The 16,371-nt window shown below is 71.5% G+C and carries 14 protein-coding genes and 1 pseudogene; 8 read left to right on the top strand and 7 right to left on the bottom strand.

Translation table 11 applies throughout. The features are described from left to right. Positions 1 to 67: 67 nt before the first annotated feature. Positions 68 to 1,744, bottom strand: a complete 1,677-nt coding sequence (locus tag H293_RS0135285) for a BACON domain-containing protein (RefSeq protein WP_020122531.1) — start codon at positions 1,742 to 1,744, stop codon at positions 68 to 70. Positions 1,745 to 1,971: 227 nt separating this feature from the next. Between H293_RS0135285 and radA the strand changes: the two genes are divergently transcribed. Then, positions 1,972 to 3,381, top strand: coding sequence for a DNA repair protein RadA (gene radA / locus H293_RS0135290; protein WP_020122532.1), 1,410 nt, complete (start codon positions 1,972 to 1,974; stop codon positions 3,379 to 3,381). Positions 3,382 to 3,462: 81 nt separating this feature from the next. After that, the gene (gene disA / locus H293_RS0135295; protein WP_028808481.1) at positions 3,463 to 4,587 is read left to right on the top strand and encodes a DNA integrity scanning diadenylate cyclase DisA; all 1,125 of its coding nucleotides are present in this window, start codon (positions 3,463 to 3,465) and stop codon (positions 4,585 to 4,587) included. Positions 4,588 to 4,655: 68 nt separating this feature from the next. Here disA and H293_RS0135300 read toward each other — a convergent pair whose 3' ends face one another. Further along, positions 4,656 to 5,513, bottom strand: coding sequence for a hypothetical protein (locus tag H293_RS0135300; protein ID WP_078612763.1), 858 nt, complete (start codon positions 5,511 to 5,513; stop codon positions 4,656 to 4,658). A gap of 464 nt (positions 5,514 to 5,977) precedes the next feature. Here H293_RS0135300 and H293_RS0135305 point away from each other — a divergent pair, with 464 nt between their 5' ends. From H293_RS0135305 to cseC, 5 genes are all read left to right on the top strand, one after another. Further along, positions 5,978 to 6,937, top strand: coding sequence for an HhH-GPD family protein (locus H293_RS0135305; RefSeq protein ID WP_020122535.1), 960 nt, complete (start codon positions 5,978 to 5,980; stop codon positions 6,935 to 6,937). 237 nt (positions 6,938 to 7,174) lie between these two features. Continuing rightward, a complete protein-coding gene (locus H293_RS0135310; protein ID WP_020122536.1) occupies positions 7,175 to 7,717 on the top strand; it encodes a SigE family RNA polymerase sigma factor in 543 nt (180 codons plus the stop codon). After that, positions 7,702 to 8,391, top strand: coding sequence for a hypothetical protein (locus H293_RS0135315; protein WP_020122537.1), 690 nt, complete (start codon positions 7,702 to 7,704; stop codon positions 8,389 to 8,391). Before H293_RS0135310 ends, H293_RS0135315 begins: the two co-directional genes overlap by 16 nt. Positions 8,392 to 8,457: 66 nt before the next feature. Next, positions 8,458 to 9,162: a two-component system response regulator CseB gene (gene cseB / locus H293_RS0135320; protein ID WP_020122538.1), complete on the top strand. Its 705-nt coding sequence runs from the start codon at positions 8,458 to 8,460 to the stop codon at positions 9,160 to 9,162. A gap of 17 nt (positions 9,163 to 9,179) precedes the next feature. Then, positions 9,180 to 10,514, top strand: coding sequence for a two-component system sensor histidine kinase CseC (gene cseC / locus H293_RS0135325; protein WP_028808482.1), 1,335 nt, complete (start codon positions 9,180 to 9,182; stop codon positions 10,512 to 10,514). Between the two features lie 35 nt (positions 10,515 to 10,549). Here the strand turns inward: cseC and H293_RS53025 are convergent. The 4 genes and pseudogenes from H293_RS53025 to H293_RS0135345 all read right to left on the bottom strand — a co-directional run bounded on the left by H293_RS53025 (position 10,550) and on the right by H293_RS0135345 (position 14,061). Further along, positions 10,550 to 11,334, bottom strand: a pseudogene (locus H293_RS53025) (class I SAM-dependent methyltransferase). 62 nt (positions 11,335 to 11,396) lie between these two features. Beyond that, on the bottom strand, positions 11,397 to 11,831 hold the full coding sequence (locus H293_RS0135335) for a VOC family protein (RefSeq protein ID WP_020122540.1): 435 nt from the start codon (positions 11,829 to 11,831) through the stop codon (positions 11,397 to 11,399). After that, complete coding sequence (locus tag H293_RS0135340) at positions 11,828 to 12,322, bottom strand: helix-turn-helix transcriptional regulator (RefSeq protein WP_033416026.1); 495 nt, start codon at positions 12,320 to 12,322, stop codon at positions 11,828 to 11,830. Before H293_RS0135340 ends, H293_RS0135335 begins: the two co-directional genes overlap by 4 nt. Before the next feature lie 158 nt (positions 12,323 to 12,480). Further along, positions 12,481 to 14,061 (bottom strand): MDR family MFS transporter, encoded by a 1,581-nt coding sequence (locus H293_RS0135345; protein WP_020122542.1) that lies wholly within the window; start codon positions 14,059 to 14,061, stop codon positions 12,481 to 12,483. 143 nt (positions 14,062 to 14,204) lie between these two features. Here H293_RS0135345 and H293_RS0135350 point away from each other — a divergent pair, with 143 nt between their 5' ends. Further along, the gene (locus H293_RS0135350; protein ID WP_020122543.1) at positions 14,205 to 14,825 is read left to right on the top strand and encodes a TetR/AcrR family transcriptional regulator; all 621 of its coding nucleotides are present in this window, start codon (positions 14,205 to 14,207) and stop codon (positions 14,823 to 14,825) included. 866 nt (positions 14,826 to 15,691) lie between these two features. Here the strand turns inward: H293_RS0135350 and H293_RS0135355 are convergent. Further along, positions 15,692 to 16,240, bottom strand: a complete 549-nt coding sequence (locus tag H293_RS0135355) for a M23 family metallopeptidase (RefSeq protein WP_020122544.1) — start codon at positions 16,238 to 16,240, stop codon at positions 15,692 to 15,694. Positions 16,241 to 16,371: the final 131 nt, after the last annotated feature.

The raw sequence follows: 16,371 nt of genomic DNA on the forward strand, positions 1-16,371 counted from the left end.
GGCCACCGGAACCCGCCCCGACGGCCACGGCACGCCCGTCACCACCCCGGTTCCGCGGCCGCGTCCGCTACGACGCGGACGGGCTCGGGGCCTCGCTGTCCGTCGGTGGGGGCGTGGTGCTCGCCGAGGCCGTCGGGGTGGGGTCCGGCGGGGTCGGCGAGGGGGACGAGGACGGCGGGTCGCTCGGAGGGGGATCCGAGGGGGGCGAGGCCGTGGGGCTGGGGCTGGACGGGGGCGTCGTCGGCTCGCCGGAGGCGGACGGTGCGGGCGCCGTGCCGTAGCCGTGGATGGTGACCACGGCGCCTGCCGGTGAGACCGCCACGCGCGCGCTCCAGGGCCCTGACGGCTCGCGCAGGTGATCGACGTACACCTTGATCGTCAGCGACTCTCCGGGCTTCAGGGCTCCCGAGGACTGGCTCAGGTAGAGCCAGGAGGCGCCCGTGGTGGCCGACCAGCGGACCGGGGCGTCGCCGGTCGCGGTGAGGGTGATCAGTGTGGTGTCGCCGTCGTTGCCGCCGCCCACCTCCAGGTGTCCGGCGCCCTTCTTGCCGGCGCCCGCGACGCTGACGACCTCCACGGAGACGTCGGGCCGGCCGTCCTTGGCGAAACGGTTGCCGGGTGTCGTGCTCGCGTTGCCGGCGTTCTGGTAGCCGCCGCTCGCCGCCACGCCGTCGAGGCTGTCGGGGCCGTGCGCCTCGCTCGCGCTGGCGGAGTGGCCGTCGGCCCCCTCGCCGGGACCGCCCCGGTAGGCGGCCCACAGGGCGAGCACGGGGGCGGCGACGACGGTGGCGACGACGGTCGTGGTGACGGCACGCGCGCGCAGCCGGTCGCGGCGCGCGGCCCGGTCCTTGGGGTCCATCGGGAAGCCGCGCCGGTCGAAGCGGGGCACGGCGGCGCCACGCGCGCGTGGCGGGTGCGTCGGCGCCGTGCACAGGACCGCGCGCGGCGCTTCGAGCACGGGCAGCTCGGCGGGCGTGATCATGGCACCGGGCCAGCGGCCGGGGATCGCGCGCTCGGCGCTGCGGCGGCAGCGCGGGCAGTCGTCGACATGGCGCACCAGTTCGCGGCGCAGGGCGGAGCTGAGCACGAACTGGTTGTCGCCGGTGAGCCGCGCCACGCTCGGGCAGCCACCGATCTCGACGACGGCCAGGGCGGCGCGTGTGCGCTCGACCTCGCAGGCGGCGGAGGCGAGCAGTTCGCGGGCGCCGGCGAGGTCCATGCCGAGGACGGCGGCGACCTCGTGGGCGGCGAGATGGTGGCGCACGGCGAGTTCGAGCGCCTCGCGCTGCTCCGGGGTCGTACCGGCCGCCTCCGGCCAGGCCAGCAGGGAGAGTTGGCGGCGCCGCGCCTCCAGGACGTCCTCCGCGACCGGGGGCCCGGCGTGCTCCTTGGAGGCTCCGTGACGCCCTGCCGCGTGCGTGGCCTGACGTTTCTGCTTGGCCTCGGCCAGCTTGCGCAGACAGGCCCAGCGGGCCAGCGCGTACAGCCAGGCCCTGCGGTCGCCGGGCGCGTCCGGGCCGCCGCGCCTCTCGGCGAGCGCGAGGGCGTCACGGAGGGCGGCGGTCGCCGCGTCGTGGTCGCACAGCACGGACATGCAGTAGGTGAACAGGCCATCGAGGTACGGCTCGTAGCGCGCGGGCGGCCGCTGCGCCAGCGTGCGCGCCGCAGCGCGGTCGCGCTCCTGCCGTTGCGCCCGGTGCGCGCCGGTGGTGCGGGTCGAGGTCTCCGGACTGCTGCTCATCATCCGTGGACCGTAGGGGGCGAAACATGGCCTCTTCCTGCGCCTTGAGCACATTTACTCCGTACGGGTGAAACGATCCCTCAATAGGGGACAGGAACCCCCGATTCGGTGGCTCGTTCCCATCAGGACGTGGCCGATTCGCGTGCCGGCGCACGGGACGGCCCGGTTGCCGGAGCGCATGCCGTCCGGCGGGCGGCCGTGTTGTCAGTGGCGGCGGTTACGGTTCGTGCATGGCCACCCGTACGAAGACCGCCAAGGAGCGTCCGTCCTACCGCTGCACCGAGTGCGGCTGGCAGACGGCCAAGTGGCTCGGCCGCTGCCCCGAGTGCCAGGCCTGGGGGACGATCGAGGAGTACGGCGCGCCCGCGGTACGTACGACCGCCCCCGGCCGCGTCACCACCTCCGCCGTGCCCATCGGCCAGGTCGACGGCCGCCAGGCCACCGCCCGCTCCACCGGCGTGCCCGAGCTGGACCGGGTCCTCGGCGGCGGCCTCGTGCCCGGCGCGGTGGTGCTCCTCGCGGGCGAGCCCGGCGTCGGCAAGTCCACGCTGCTGCTGGACGTGGCGGCCAAGTCGGCGAGCGACGAGCACCGCACGCTCTATGTGACCGGCGAGGAGTCCGCCAGCCAGGTCCGGATGCGCGCCGACCGCATCCGCGCGATCGACGACCACCTCTATCTCGCCGCGGAGACCGACCTGTCCGCCGTCCTCGGACACCTGGACGCGGTGAAGCCGTCCCTGCTGATCCTCGACTCGGTGCAGACGGTCGCCTCCCCCGAGATCGACGGCGCCCCCGGCGGCATGGCCCAGGTGCGCGAGGTGGCCGGGGCGCTGATCCGCGCCTCCAAGGAGCGCGGGATGTCCACCCTCCTTGTGGGCCATGTCACCAAGGACGGCGCGATCGCCGGACCGCGTCTGCTGGAGCATCTCGTGGACGTGGTCCTGAGCTTCGAGGGCGACCGGCACGCGCGCCTCCGGCTCGTACGGGGCGTCAAGAACCGCTACGGCGCCACGGACGAGGTCGGCTGCTTCGAGCTGCACGACGAGGGCATCACCGGTCTCGCCGACCCGAGCGGACTTTTCCTGACACGTCGTGACGAACCGGTCCCCGGCACCTGTCTCACCGTCACCCTGGAGGGCCGCCGTCCCCTGGTGGCCGAGGTCCAGGCGCTCACGGTCGACTCGCAGATCCCCTCGCCCCGGCGCACCACCTCGGGTCTGGAGACCTCCCGCGTCTCGATGATGCTCGCCGTCCTGGAGCAGCGCGGCCGGATCAGCGCGCTCGGCAAGCGGGACATCTACTCCGCGACGGTCGGCGGGGTAAAGCTTTCGGAACCCGCCGCGGACCTGGCGATCGCCCTCGCCCTGGCGTCCGCGGCCAGCGACACCCCGCTGCCCAAGAACCTCGTCGCGATCGGCGAAGTGGGCCTCGCGGGCGAGGTCAGACGGGTCACGGGCGTCCAGCGCAGGCTCTCCGAGGCACACCGTCTGGGCTTCACCCACGCGCTCGTACCGGGTGATCCGGGCAAGATCCCGGCCGGCATGAAGGTGATGGAAGTCGCGGACATAGGGGACGCCCTGAGGGTCCTTCCGCGCTCGCGTCGGCGAGAGGCCCCACAGGACGCGGAGGACCGCCGGTAGACTTTGCCCTGGTCTCGCCCGTCCGTACGAACCGAATGTGCGACACGGGAGCGCCCAAGACCCCGCGACCGGAGGAGAGCAGTGGCAGCCAACGACCGGGCAGCAGCTCCCGGAAAGTCCGGTGGGAGTGCCGGTTCCGATGGCCTGATGCGCGCCTCCCTGAGCGCCGTGGCCCCCGGCACCCCCCTGCGCGACGGCCTCGAGCGGGTGCTGCGCGGCAACACCGGCGGACTCATCGTGCTCGGCTTCGACAAGACGGTGGAGACGATGTGCACGGGCGGTTTCGTCCTGGACGTCGAGTTCGCGGCCACGCGCCTGCGTGAGCTGTGCAAGCTGGACGGCGGCATCGTGCTCTCGTCCGACCTGTCGAAGATCCTGCGGGCGGGCGTGCAGTTCGTGCCCGACGCGACGATCCCGACGGAGGAGACGGGCACCAGGCACCGCACCGCGGACCGGGTGAGCAAACAGGTCGGCTTCCCGGTCGTCTCGGTCTCCCAGTCGATGCGCCTCATCGCGCTGTACGTCGACGGGCAGCGCCGCGTCCTGGAGGACTCGGCGGCGATCCTGTCCCGCGCGAACCAGGCTCTTGCGACCCTGGAGCGCTACAAGCTGCGCCTGGACGAGGTCGCGGGCACGCTCTCCGCGCTGGAGATCGAGGACCTCGTGACGGTCCGGGACGTCTCGGCCGTGGCCCAGCGCCTGGAGATGGTCCGCCGTATCGCGACCGAGATCGCCGAGTACGTGGTCGAACTCGGCACGGACGGACGCCTTCTGGCCCTCCAGCTCGACGAGTTGATCGCGGGCGTGGAGCCGGAACGCGAACTGGTGGTCCGGGACTACGTCCCCGAGCCCACCGCGAAGCGCTCCCGCACGGTCGAGGAGGCGCTGTCCGAACTGGACGCCCTGACCCACGCCGAGCTCCTCGAACTGCCCACCGTGGCCCGCGCCCTGGGCTACACCGGCTCCCCCGAGGCGATCGACTCGGGCGTCTCTCCCCGAGGCTTCCGCCTCCTGGCCAAGGTTCCCCGCCTGCCCGGCGCGATCATCGACCGCCTGGTGGAACACTTCGGCGGTCTCCAGAAGCTGCTGGCGGCCAGCGTCGACGACCTCCAGACGGTCGACGGAGTCGGCGAGGCCAGGGCGAGGAGCGTCAGGGAGGGCCTGTCCCGCCTGGCCGAGAGCTCAATCCTGGAACGGTACGTCTAGCGCCCCTTCCGGGGCGGGGGCCGTGTCCATTCGCGGCTCCGCCCCGAGCGGGTGCCGCGGACGGTTGTTCAGTCGTTCTCCAGCACGAACGAAGTCTGCGCGGTGGCATACCCGGGCGCCTTGACCTCCACCAGGTAGGTCCCGGAACCCGCCGACCCCGCGGGAGGCGTCGCGCACTGCGGAGCGCTCGGCTTGCGGTCCCACTTCACGGTGTACGTGATGCTGCTGCCGGCCGGAGCCCGGTAGACCAGGTTCCCCGCGGTCTTGGGGCAGTCGGCGGACGACCAGTACGCGTCGTCCGCATCGGCCTGAGTGATCGTCAACACCGCGTTCTTGGGGCCGAGATCGACCTTGCAGTCAGTGCCGGAGGAGTTCGTCGCGGTCAGCAGCAGCGTGGGCGTCTGGCCGGGGTCGTAGGCGTTGTGCAGACTGCGCACGCTCAACCTCACCGCACCGGCGGCGCAGTTGGGCAGCGGGGAACCGGCCGGAAGGGTGTCGCCCTGCCCGACCCCGGTGCCCGTACCGCCGCCCGCGGCGCTGCCGGCCCCGCCGGCTCCCGCGGAGCCGCCCGTACCGGTCTCACCACCGGCACCCGAGCCGCCCCCGGTGCCGGCACCCGCGCCGGCGCTGGAACCGGCGGCCGATCCCGCGCCCCCGCCGGTGTCCCCACCGGTCGTCGACTCGTCGCGGCCGCCCGGGGCTTGACTGATCGCCGGCCCGGAGCCGGACGGCCCGGGGGTGATCGTCGAGGGGGAGGGATTTTTGTCGTTGGGCCCATCCGCGCCGTTCTTGCCGCCTCCGCCGCCGGAGGTGACGATCCACGCGATCAGCAGTGCCAGCACGCCGAGGACGGACAGCATGACGGCCCTCCGTCGCCAGTAGATGGAGGAGGGAAGCGGCCCGACCGGATTGCGCAGAGATCCCACGGCGCAAACTGTACGAGAGATCGGCGAGTTCGCCGTCCTCACCCGCCGCTCGGCGACACAACTTTTCAGGATCATCATTCCGGAAACTGACACGTGACGATCGCGGGGCGTGACCGTATCGGCCCGTCGCCTACGGTCCGTGACCACGGACTTCGAGTCCGCCGGGCTTCACCGGGACATCACCGGCCGCACGGACGACACCCCCACGTGGGTACGACCGAGGGGCGCGACATGGACGCGAGCCGGACTCCCTCGCTTGCGCGCACTGTTCGCCTCTGTCACCCACAGGTTCGCGATCGCGTTCCTTGCACCTCTGGCCACGGCTGCCTTCCGACTCCGCCGCCCCCGCCACGAGTTGCCTGCCGGAGCGGTGGTCCGTACCGCCGCCGAGTCAGAGGTCCGGTGTCCCCCGGGGGTGGCGGACCGCCCGCACCGGCCCCCGGCCATGGCAGGATCGGAAGGCCATGACTGCGCCCACGAAGCCCCAGCCCCAGCCCCAGCCCGAGTCCCCGCACGGCAGCCCCGCCGACGGCATCACCGACGCCCCCGGCGGAGCGGGCCTGCACTCCCCTGTCATCGACTGGTTCGACGAGCACGCCCGGGATCTGCCGTGGCGGCGGCCCGAGGCCGGCCCGTGGGGGGTGATGGTCAGTGAGTTCATGCTCCAGCAGACGCCCGTGAGCCGGGTGCTGCCGGTCTACGAGCAGTGGCTCGCACGGTGGCCGCGGCCCGCCGATCTGGCCGCGGAGGCACCCGGCGAGGCGGTGCGCGCCTGGGGCCGGCTCGGTTATCCGCGCCGGGCGCTGCGACTGCACGGCGCCGCGGTCGCCATAACGGAACGGCACGGCGGTGATGTACCGACGGACCACGCCCAGTTGCTCGCGCTGCCCGGGATCGGCGAGTACACGGCGGCCGCCGTCGCCTCCTTCGCGTACGGGCAGCGGCATGCCGTGCTGGACACCAATGTGCGGCGGGTGTTCGCGCGGGCGGTGACCGGTGTGCGGTACCCGCCGAACGCCACCACCGCCGCCGAGCGCAAGCTCGCCCGCGCGCTGCTGCCTCAGGACGAGAGCACCGCCGCGCGCTGGGCCGCCGCCTCCATGGAGCTCGGCGCGCTCGTCTGCACGGCCAAGAACGAGTCCTGTCAGCGCTGTCCGATCGCCGACCAGTGCGCCTGGCGGCTCGCGGGCAAGCCCGAGCACGACGGCCCGCCGCGGCGCGGGCAGACGTACGCGGGTACCGACCGTCAGGTGCGCGGCAAGCTGCTCGCCGTGCTGCGGGAGGCCCACGCGCCCGTCCCGCAGACGGTGCTCGACCGGGTGTGGCACGAGCCGGTGCAGCGGGCGCGGGCGCTGGACGGTCTGGTCGCGGACGGACTCGTCGAGCCCCTCCCGGGTGGTTTTTATCGGCTGCCGTTGACATAGCCCGTGACGAAGCAAACGGGCAAACCTCCCTGAACCGGCGCGAATAGCCGCGCCGGTTTACCCGTTTTCGGCTTCCGTTACACAACCGACGGACAGCCGATTGCCAGCCGCGCGCTGCTTCGCACAGCCCCGTGACAACAGCTCCGTAGCTTCATTGCCATGCCGCACACCAGGCGGCAGCACACGTGATGAGAACCGGCAGGGACTGCCGGAAACGGGGATCAGGAGGCGGTCGGCATGGCGCAGGGAGAGGTGCTCGAGTTCGAGGAGTACGTTCGCACCCGGCAGGACGCGCTGCTGCGCAGCGCACGCCGCCTGGTCCCGGACCCGGTCGACGCGCAGGACCTGCTCCAGACGGCGCTCGTACGGACGTACGGCCGTTGGGAGACCATCGAGGACAAGCGGCTCGCGGACGCCTATCTGCGCCGGGTGATGATCAACACCCGCACGGAGTGGTGGCGGGCGCGGAAGCTGGAGGAGGTCCCGACCGAGCAGCTCCCGGACGCCTCGGTCGACGACTCCACCGAGCAGCACGCGGACCGCGCCCTGCTGATGGACGTCATGAAGGTGCTCGCCCCCAAGCAGCGCAGCGTCGTGGTGCTGCGACACTGGGAGCAGATGTCCACGGAGGAGACGGCCGCCGCCCTCGGCATGTCGGCCGGTACGGTCAAGAGCACGCTGCACCGGGCGCTCGCCCGGCTCCGCGAGGAGCTGGAGGCCCGCGACCTGGACGCACGCGCGCTGGAGCGTGAGGAGCGGGAGCGTTGCGCGGCGGCCTGACCGAAACCGGGCCCACCCGGCCGGACCACGCTCCGGTCCGGGGGATCTTCCAGGCGGCGAGCACGGCGGTGGCCGTGCTGGCCGCCCTCGCCCTTTTCGTCTCCGCCTGCGCCACCGGCGGCACCGGCACCCGTGACGAGGGTCCGGCGCACGCGGTCGCGGAGGACGGGGCCTCACCCTCGCCCCTGCCGTCCGTCATGCGGTCCGCCCAGGCCTCCCCGCGCCTGGACCGCAAGGGCGCGGTCGCTCTCCTCCAGTCGGACCCGAAGGTCTCCGAGGCGGTCAAGCGCGATCTGGAGCCCTGCGGCACCGACCAGTACCCGGTCGACCTGTACTACGGCGACCTGACCGGCAGTTCGGCCGACGACGTCGTCGTCAACGTCGTGACCTGTGCGGATCTGGTGGGCGTCGGCTCGTACGTGTACCGCGAGGAAGACGGTTCGTACCAGAATGTCTTCCAGACCGAGGAACCTCCGGTCTACGCCGAGATCGACCGCGGCGACCTGGTGGTGACCAAGCAGGTGTACGAGAAGGGCGACCCGGTGTCGGACCCGTCCGGCGAGAACGTGATCACGTACCGCTGGGTCTCGGGGAGGTTCGCCGCGGTGTACCGGACGCACAGCGACTACAGCGACGTCGTCGGCACGGATCCGACGCCGACGCCCGACAGCTGAACCGATCGGGCCTCCCGGAACGATCCCCCAGTGACCGCAACGACCCCGAAGAGTGAGAGCACCCGGATGGCAGACCAGACCCACGTGCTGTTCGTCGAGGACGACGATGTCATCCGCGAGGCCACCCAACTCGCCCTGGAGCGGGACGGCTTCGCGGTCACCGCCATGCCCGACGGCCTGTCGGGCCTGGAGGCGTTCCGGGCGGACCGTCCCGACATCGCCCTGCTGGACGTCATGGTCCCGGGCCTGGACGGGGTCAGCCTGTGCCGCCGTATCCGCGACGAGTCCACCGTGCCGGTGATCATGCTGTCGGCGCGTGCCGACTCGATCGACGTGGTGCTCGGCCTGGAGGCCGGCGCCGACGACTACGTGACCAAGCCGTTCGACGGGGCCGTCCTGGTCGCCCGGATCCGTGCGGTGCTGCGCCGCTTCGGGCACGCGGGCGGGACCGACCGGGGTGAGGAGAGCGCGGACGCGGCCGCGGGGGGTGTCCTGACCTTCGGCGAGCTGGAGATCGACACCGAGGGCATGGAGGTGCGCAAGGCCGGGCAGCCGGTGGCGCTCACCCCGACCGAGATGCGGCTGCTGCTTGAGTTCTCCTCCGCGCCGGGCACGGTCCTGTCCCGGGACAAGCTCCTTGAGCGGGTGTGGGACTACGGCTGGGGCGGTGACACCCGGGTCGTCGACGTCCATGTGCAGCGGCTGCGCACCAAGATCGGCCAGGACCGGATCGAGACGGTCCGTGGGTTCGGCTACAAGTTGAAAGCCTGAGCAGGGGGACCTGGAGCATGCGGGGGATCTTGCGGGGCCCGGTGACGGAGCGCTTGGTGGTGCGGACGGGGCTGAGATGGAAGCTCAGCGCGGCCATCGCGCTGGTCGGCGCGCTCGTGGCGATCGCGCTGAGCCTGGTCGTGCACAACGCGGCCCGCGTCTCGATGCTGGACAACGCGCGTGACCTCGCGGACGAGCGGATCCAGATCGCCCAGCGGAACTACGAACTGACGGGCAAGCCGAACTTCCCCAGCATCGCGGTCGACGACCTTCATCTGCCGCCCCCGCTGCGCGAGAAGGTCGAGGAGGGCCGCCGGGCGACATACGTCTCCGACCGGCCCGACCGGGGCCCGGACATCTGGGCCGCGGTCCCGGTCAAGGGCGGGCACGTGCTGTCGCTGCACACCGGGTTCACCGACCGCAGCACCGACATCCTCAACGACCTCGACCAGGCCCTGGTGATCGGCTCCATCGCCGTGGTCCTCGGCGGCAGCGCGCTCGGCGTCCTCATCGGTGGGCAGTTGTCGCGGAGGCTTCGGAAGGCGGCGACCGCGGCGAACCAGATGGCCAAGGGCGAGACGGACGTCCGGGTGCGGGACGCGATCGGCGGGGTCGTACGGGACGAGACCGACGACCTCGCGAGCGCCGTGGACGCCATGGCGGACGCGCTCCAGCAGCGGCTGGAGGCGGAGCGGCGGGTCACCGCGGACATCGCGCACGAGCTGCGGACACCGGTGACGGGTCTGCTGACGGCGGCGGAACTGCTGCCTCCCGGCCGGCCCACGGAACTGGTCCTGGACCGGGCGAAGGCCATGCGCACCCTCGTCGAGGACGTCCTGGAGGTGGCCCGGCTCGACGGCGCCAACGAGCGGGCGGAGCTCCAGGACATCCTGCTCGGCGAGTTCGTCACCCGCCGGGTGGCGGCCAAAGACCCGGAGATCGAGGTCCGCGTGGTGCACGAGTCCGAGGTCACGACCGATCCGCGCCGCCTGGAACGCGTGCTGTTCAACCTCCTCGCCAACGCCGCCCGGCACGGCAAGCCGCCCGTCCAGGTCACCGTCGAGGGCCGCGTCATCCGGGTCCGGGACCACGGCCCCGGTTTCCCCGAGGACCTCCTCGCCGACGGCCCGAGCCGCTTCCGCACGGGCAGCGCGGACCGCGCGGGCCACGGCCACGGGCTCGGTCTGACCATCGCGGCCGGTCAGGCGCGGGTGCTGGGGGCGCGGCTGACCTTCCGCAACGTGCGGCCGGCGGGGGCTCCCGACGGGGTGCACGCGGAGGGCGCGGTGGCGGTGCTGTGGCTGCCGGAGCATGCGCCCACGGCCACCGGGAGCTATCCGATGCTGCCGTGACCTGCCGGCGGCGGGGCTCCTTCGGGCGGCTCCTCTCAGATGCCTGCCAGCATCAGCTCCTCTCCCCTGGACGGTCGTACGCCGTCCGTCCTCCCCCTGAAGTACCGCTGGTCCAGCTCCTCCGCCGGAACGTGCCGGGCCTCCCGGAAGCCCGACTCGCGGGCGCCAGGGCCAGGATCTCGGCGGGCCTGAAGAAGCTGAGGAAAGGCGTCCCGGCCGCCCTCGCTCCCCTCACGGCCGCCTCCAGCTGTGGCCTCTGATCCGGCTCGACGTCCTCGGGTGGCCGCAGGAAGGTCGTGATCAGCGTGGAGCCTGGTGCGAGCCCGGCGACCAGGCGGAACGTGGCGGCGTTCGCCTCCCGGGTGAGATACATGGTGACGCCCGTGGAGGCCACCACCGCGGGGCGCCCGGGATCGAACCCGGCCTCGGCCAGGCGACCCCACCAGTCCCCCTCGAAGTCGACCGGCACGAGCCGCAGCCACTCGGGGACACCGAAGCCGAGCCTCTCCAGCCGCTGTCGCTTCCAGGCCTGCGGTCCCGGCTGGTCGACCTCGAAGACCCGCAGCCCGCGCTCCGCGGCGAGCTCCGGTCCCCTGCGCTGGGCGAACGTGTCGAGACCGGCGCCGAGGACGACGTACTGGTCAACTCCCCGCTCGACGACGAGGTCCTCCACATACCGGGTCCGGGCCACGATCGACGCCCGGGTGCGGCGCGTGGCGGCCACGTCCATATCGGGCCGCTCGCGCCACCCGTCCTCCGGACCGGCGAGCCGCAGCCCGATGTCGTCCTCCAGGACGTGCGGCGGCGGATCGGCGCGCATGTGCAGGGCCCGTCAGAGGGCGACCCGTACGGCCGTGTGGTCGGCCTCGGCCACGTCCTCCGTCACGCCCAGTCCTTGGAGAAGTCCAGCTCTTCGCTGCGCTGGGTCAGCGAGTACCAGTTGCCGCTGTCGTCGCGGAAGATCGCCTCGATGCCGTACGGCCGCTCCTGCGGCTCCTGGATGAACTCCACCCCGCGTGCCCGGAAGGTCTCGTAGTCACCGCGGCAGTCGTCGGTCCGGAACGCTCCCGCGCCCATCACGCCCTTGCCGACGAGCTTCCGCAGCGCCTCGGCGGACTCGGGGTCCAGCCCGGGGCCGTCGAGACTCATCAGGGCCAGCTCGACGCCCTCCTGCTCCTTGGCGCCGACGGTGACCCACGTCATCTCGCCCATCGAGACCTCGCTGCGCACCTCGAAGTCCAGCTTCTCGGTGAAGAAGGCCTTGGTGCGTTGCTGGTCGAAGGTCCATACGGTGGCGATGCCCAGTCCCTGGATCATGGCTCCGCTCTCCTGTCGTCCGGGGGTTCGTGCCTGTCACCGTAGGCAGCGGCGGGGTCGGGGCGCTTCTTCGAAGTTGCGGTGCTTTTCGCGGCTCTCGCTGGGGGAAAGCCGCCGGCCCAGAGCATGGCGTAGCACCCGGGGATCAGGGCGGCCCCGCGGCCCACGTTCTTGCTGCGGTACTCGCTCGGGGTGAGTCCCGTCCGTGCCTTGAAGCGGGCGGAGAAGGTGCCGAGGCTGCTGAAGCCGACCAGGTGGCAGATCTCGGTGACGCTCAGATCGGCGGCCCGCAGCATCTCCCCGGCCCGCTCGATCCGCCGGTGCGTGAGGTACTGCCCGGGCGTCTCGCCGTACGCCTCCTTGAAGGCCCGCAGGAAGTGGTACCGCGAGTACCCGGCATGCGCGGCGACCGCGCCGAGGTCCAGCTCCGGGTCGGCCCAGTCCCGGTCCATGGCGTCCTTGGCGAGCCGGATCTGCCGCACTTTGTCCATGAGGCCGATGGTGGCACGCGGCACTGACATCGCCCTCGCGTGAGCACACGAAGAAGGCCCCCCGGGGCGGACACCAGTCCGGGGGGCCTTCGGTTCGGGGTCGGTTCAGACCTCGACGCCGACTGAGACCTCTACTTCGGCTGAGACCCTACGTCGGCTCAGACCTCGACGAGCGGAGCCGGCGCCGCGTCGTCCGCCGACTTCTGGGGTCCCGCTCCCTTCAGCGGCACCTCCTTGACGAACACCGCCGCCACCAGCGCGACCACGGCGACGATCGCGCCGAGCAGGAACGCCGAGTGCGTGCCCGCCGACACCGCGACCTGGTACGCCTCGCGCACCGCGGCCGGCAGCTTCTCCAGGCTCTTCGCGTCCAGCTGTGCGGACTGCTCGGTCACCTTGGAGCCCAGCGCCCCGCCCCGCTCGGCCATGACGTCCTGGACCCGGTGGTTGAACAGAGCGCCCATGATGGCGACACCGAAGGAGGAGCCGAGGGTACGGAACAGGGTGGTGGAGGAGGACGCGACGCCCATGTCCTTCATCTCGACGCTGTTCTGCGCGACCAGCATGGTGATCTGCATCAGGCAGCCCATGCCGAGACCGACCACGGCCATGAAGACACCGGAGGTGAGCCGCGAGGTCCCGGTGTCCATCGTCGACAGCAGGTACAACCCGACGATCATCAGGGCGCTGCCGAGGACCGGGAAGACGTAGTACCGCCCGCTGTTGGTGGTGATCCGGCCCGCGACCATCGAGGTCACCAGCATCGCGCCGAGCATCGGCAGGAGCAGCAGCCCGGAGTTGGTGGCGGAGGCGCCCTGCACGGACTGCTGGTACAGCGGCAGGAAGAGGGTGGCGCCGAACATCACGAAGCCGGTGACGAAGCCGATGATCGACATCAGCGTGAAGTTGCGGCTGCGGAAGATGTGCAGCGGGACCACCGGCTCGGTCGCCTTGGTCTGCCAGAACACGAACCCGACGAGCGCGGCCACGCCGATGCCGATCAGCTCCATGATCCGCGCGGAGGTCCAGGCGTACTCCGTGCCGCCCCAGGTGGTCACCAGCACGATGGAGGTGATGCCCACGGTCAGCAGGGCGGCGCCCAGGTAGTCGATGCGGGCCTGTGCGCGCTTCTTCGGCAGGTGCAGGACCGCGCTGATCAGGCCGAGCGACACGACACCGAGCGGCAGGTTGATGTAGAAGGACCAGCGCCAGCCCCAGTTGTCGGTGATGGTGCCGCCGACCAGCGGTCCGCCGATCATCGCGAGCGCCATGACGCCGGCCATCATGCCCTGGTACTTGCCGCGCTCCCGCGGCGGGATCAGGTCGCCGATGATCGCCATGACGCCGACCATCAGACCGCCGGCGCCGAGGCCCTGCACGGCCCGGAAGCCGATGAGCTGTCCCATGTCCTGGGCCATGCCGCTGAGCGCGGAGCCGACCAGGAAGAGCACGATCGAGCTCATGAAGACGCCCTTGCGGCCGTACATGTCGCCGAGCTTGCCCCAGAGGGGGGTGGCGGCCGCGGTGGCCAGCGTGTAGGCCGTCACGACCCACGAAAGGTGTTCGAGCCCACCGAGCTCGCCCACGATCGTCGGCATCGCGGTGCCCACGATCATGTTGTCGAGCATCGCGAGCATCATGGTGATCATCAGCGCGAGCAGGACGACCCGCACACTGCGCTGCTTCTTGTCCGGCTGCTTCTTGTCCGGCTCCGTCTCAACCGTCTGTGTGTCCGCCATCGGTTCCCACTCCCCTGAGTTCCTGCGGTACTGCCCCCGCCGAGGCACTTACTTGCCGCCCGGCTAGTTGTCTACACTGGGAAGGTAGACGCGTAACTAGCCGGGCGTCAAGTAAGTTTTATGGGAAGCCGAGGAGCATGAGGATGGGCGGCACCATGGACGTCACGAAGCAGCAGCGCCGCGGCAACACGCGCCAGCGCATCCAGGACGTGGCCCTCGATCTCTTCGCGGAGCAGGGGTACGAGAAGACGTCCCTGCGGGAGATCGCCGAGCACCTGGATGTCACCAAGGCGGCGCTCTACTACCACTTCAAGACCAAGGAAGAGATCCTCGTCAGCATCTTCGACGACCTGACGCAGCCGATCCTCGACTTGATCGAGTGGGGCAGGAACCAGCCGCACACGCTGGAGACGAAGCAGGAGATCGTACGGCGCTACAGCGCCACCCTGGCCGGGGCGACGCCGTTGTTCCGCTTCATGCAGGAGAACCAGGCGGCGGTCCGTGAACTGCGCGTCGGCGAGACCTTCAAGGAGCGCATGCAGGGACTCCGCGAGATCATCGTCGACCCGGAGGCCGACCTGACCGACCAGGTCCGCTGCGTCAGCGCGATCTTCACCCTGCACGCCGGCATGTTCTTCCTCCAGGACATCGCCGGAGACCAGGAGGCCAAGCGCAAGGCGGTCCTGGAGGTCGCCACGGACTTGGTCACGCAGGCGCATCGGGGGGGCGGGGAGGGTCAGCCCCTGGGGGGCAGGGAGGGTTAGGGCCCGAGGGCGGGGCGACGGGTTGGCATCTCGGTCTGATGCCGGGGCGAGGCGAGGGGCTGGCGCCTCGGGTTTCGCCAGGGCGTGAGGGGCTGGCGCCTCGGGTTGGGTCAGGGGGCGAGGGGCCGGCGCCTCGGTTCGGCCGGGGGCGAGGGACTGGCGCCTCGGTTCGGCGGGGTGCAGGCCAAGGGACTGGCGCTTCCGGTCAACCGGGGGGAACGGAGCGAAGGGCTGACGCCCGCGGTCCGGCCCAGGACAGGGGAAACGGCCAACACGCACGGTCTACCCAGGCGGAGCGACGGCTGACGACCGCCCTCCGACCCCGGACAGCGAAAACAGCCAACGCACACGGCCTACCCAGCCGGAGCGACAGCTGACGACCGCCCTCCGACCCCGGACAGCGAAAACAGCCAACGCACACGGCCTACCCAGCCGGAGCCGGCCGGCTCCTCGATCGGCTGGAGGCAGCGGAAACGGCTACCACGTGGCGTTCGGCCAACGGTGGGCGAGAGGCCGGCGGCCACCCTTCCGCTCGGGGCAGCGAAGACAACCGCCCCACGCCTCAGCCAGGGGTGGGCGAGCAGCCGGAGGCAACCGAGGCGGCTGACGCCCGCCGTTCAACTGGGGGCAGCGCGAGGAACTGATGCCTACGGTCCGACCCAGTGTTGGCCAGCGCGGCCGCCGCCCCCCGATCCACGCCACGGGCACCAGGAAGAGCTGACGCCCGCGGTTCGGTCGGCGGTGGCGCGAGGGGCTGACCGACGCCCCCATCGACGCGCCCCCTCCGCCCAGGAACACCCCGGCCGCCGCCACACCCCGTGCCCAACGACCCGCGTCGGCATGTCCCCTCCCCCGGAGGGACCCGCTCAGACCTTGACGCCCTTGGCGCGCAGGAAGGCGACCGGGTCGATGGCCGAGCCGTAATTCGCGGTCGTGCGGATCTCGAAGTGCAGGTGCGGGCCGCTGGAGTTGCCGGTGTTGCCGGACAGGGCGATGCGCTGACCGGTCTTGACGACCTGGCCGACCTTGACCTTGATCCGGGAGAGGTGGGCGTACTGCGAGTACTTCCCCTTGCCGTGCTTGATCACGATGGCGTTGCCGTAGGCGGCACCGTCACCGGCTCCGCCCGGACCCGCCTTGACGACGGTCCCGCCGTGCGCGGCGACGACGGTCGTACCGCTCGGCACCGCGAAGTCCTGCCCGCTGTGGGTGGACTGCCACATGCCACCGGCCTGCGCGTAGCTCGCGCTGAGCGTGTACTTCTTCACCGGGTCGACCCAGGAGGCCGAGGAGGACGCGGCCGAGGCGACTCCGGCCCCCAGTACAGCCGACACCCCGACGGACGCGGCCATGACGGTCACACGGGTGCGGAGCAGGGACGTACGGGAAGAGCGGTGGGAGACGCGCTGGAACATTCGGAACCTCATGAAGCCGGGGACAGGAAGCCACCCGGCGCACGAAGGCCGCCGGATGGCGCATCCCTTGGTAACCCCAGAGACCGAATACCCCCAAACAGCCCATCTACGATGGAATGTAGTAATAGGCC

Source organism: Streptomyces canus 299MFChir4.1 (genome assembly GCF_000383615.1).
Taxonomy (GTDB): Bacteria; Actinomycetota; Actinomycetes; order Streptomycetales; family Streptomycetaceae; genus Streptomyces; species Streptomyces canus_C.

Bases quoted from the DNA above. Each gene is read 5' to 3' on its own strand.
- H293_RS0135285 (WP_020122531.1), bottom strand. From the start codon at position 1,744: ATGATGAGCAGCAGTCCGGAGACCTCGACCCGCACCACCGGCGCGCAC.
- radA (WP_020122532.1), top strand. From the start codon at position 1,972: ATGGCCACCCGTACGAAGACCGCCAAGGAGCGTCCGTCCTACCGCTGC.
- H293_RS0135305 (WP_020122535.1), top strand. From the start codon at position 5,978: ATGACTGCGCCCACGAAGCCCCAGCCCCAGCCCCAGCCCGAGTCCCCG.
- H293_RS0135310 (WP_020122536.1), top strand. From the start codon at position 7,175: ATGGCGCAGGGAGAGGTGCTCGAGTTCGAGGAGTACGTTCGCACCCGG.
- cseB (WP_020122538.1), top strand. From the start codon at position 8,458: ATGGCAGACCAGACCCACGTGCTGTTCGTCGAGGACGACGATGTCATC.
- cseC (WP_028808482.1), top strand. From the start codon at position 9,180: ATGCGGGGGATCTTGCGGGGCCCGGTGACGGAGCGCTTGGTGGTGCGG.
- H293_RS0135335 (WP_020122540.1), bottom strand. From the start codon at position 11,831: ATGATCCAGGGACTGGGCATCGCCACCGTATGGACCTTCGACCAGCAA.
- H293_RS0135340 (WP_033416026.1), bottom strand. From the start codon at position 12,322: ATGGACAAAGTGCGGCAGATCCGGCTCGCCAAGGACGCCATGGACCGG.
- H293_RS0135345 (WP_020122542.1), bottom strand. From the start codon at position 14,061: ATGGCGGACACACAGACGGTTGAGACGGAGCCGGACAAGAAGCAGCCG.
- H293_RS0135350 (WP_020122543.1), top strand. From the start codon at position 14,205: ATGGGCGGCACCATGGACGTCACGAAGCAGCAGCGCCGCGGCAACACG.
- H293_RS0135355 (WP_020122544.1), bottom strand. From the start codon at position 16,240: ATGTTCCAGCGCGTCTCCCACCGCTCTTCCCGTACGTCCCTGCTCCGC.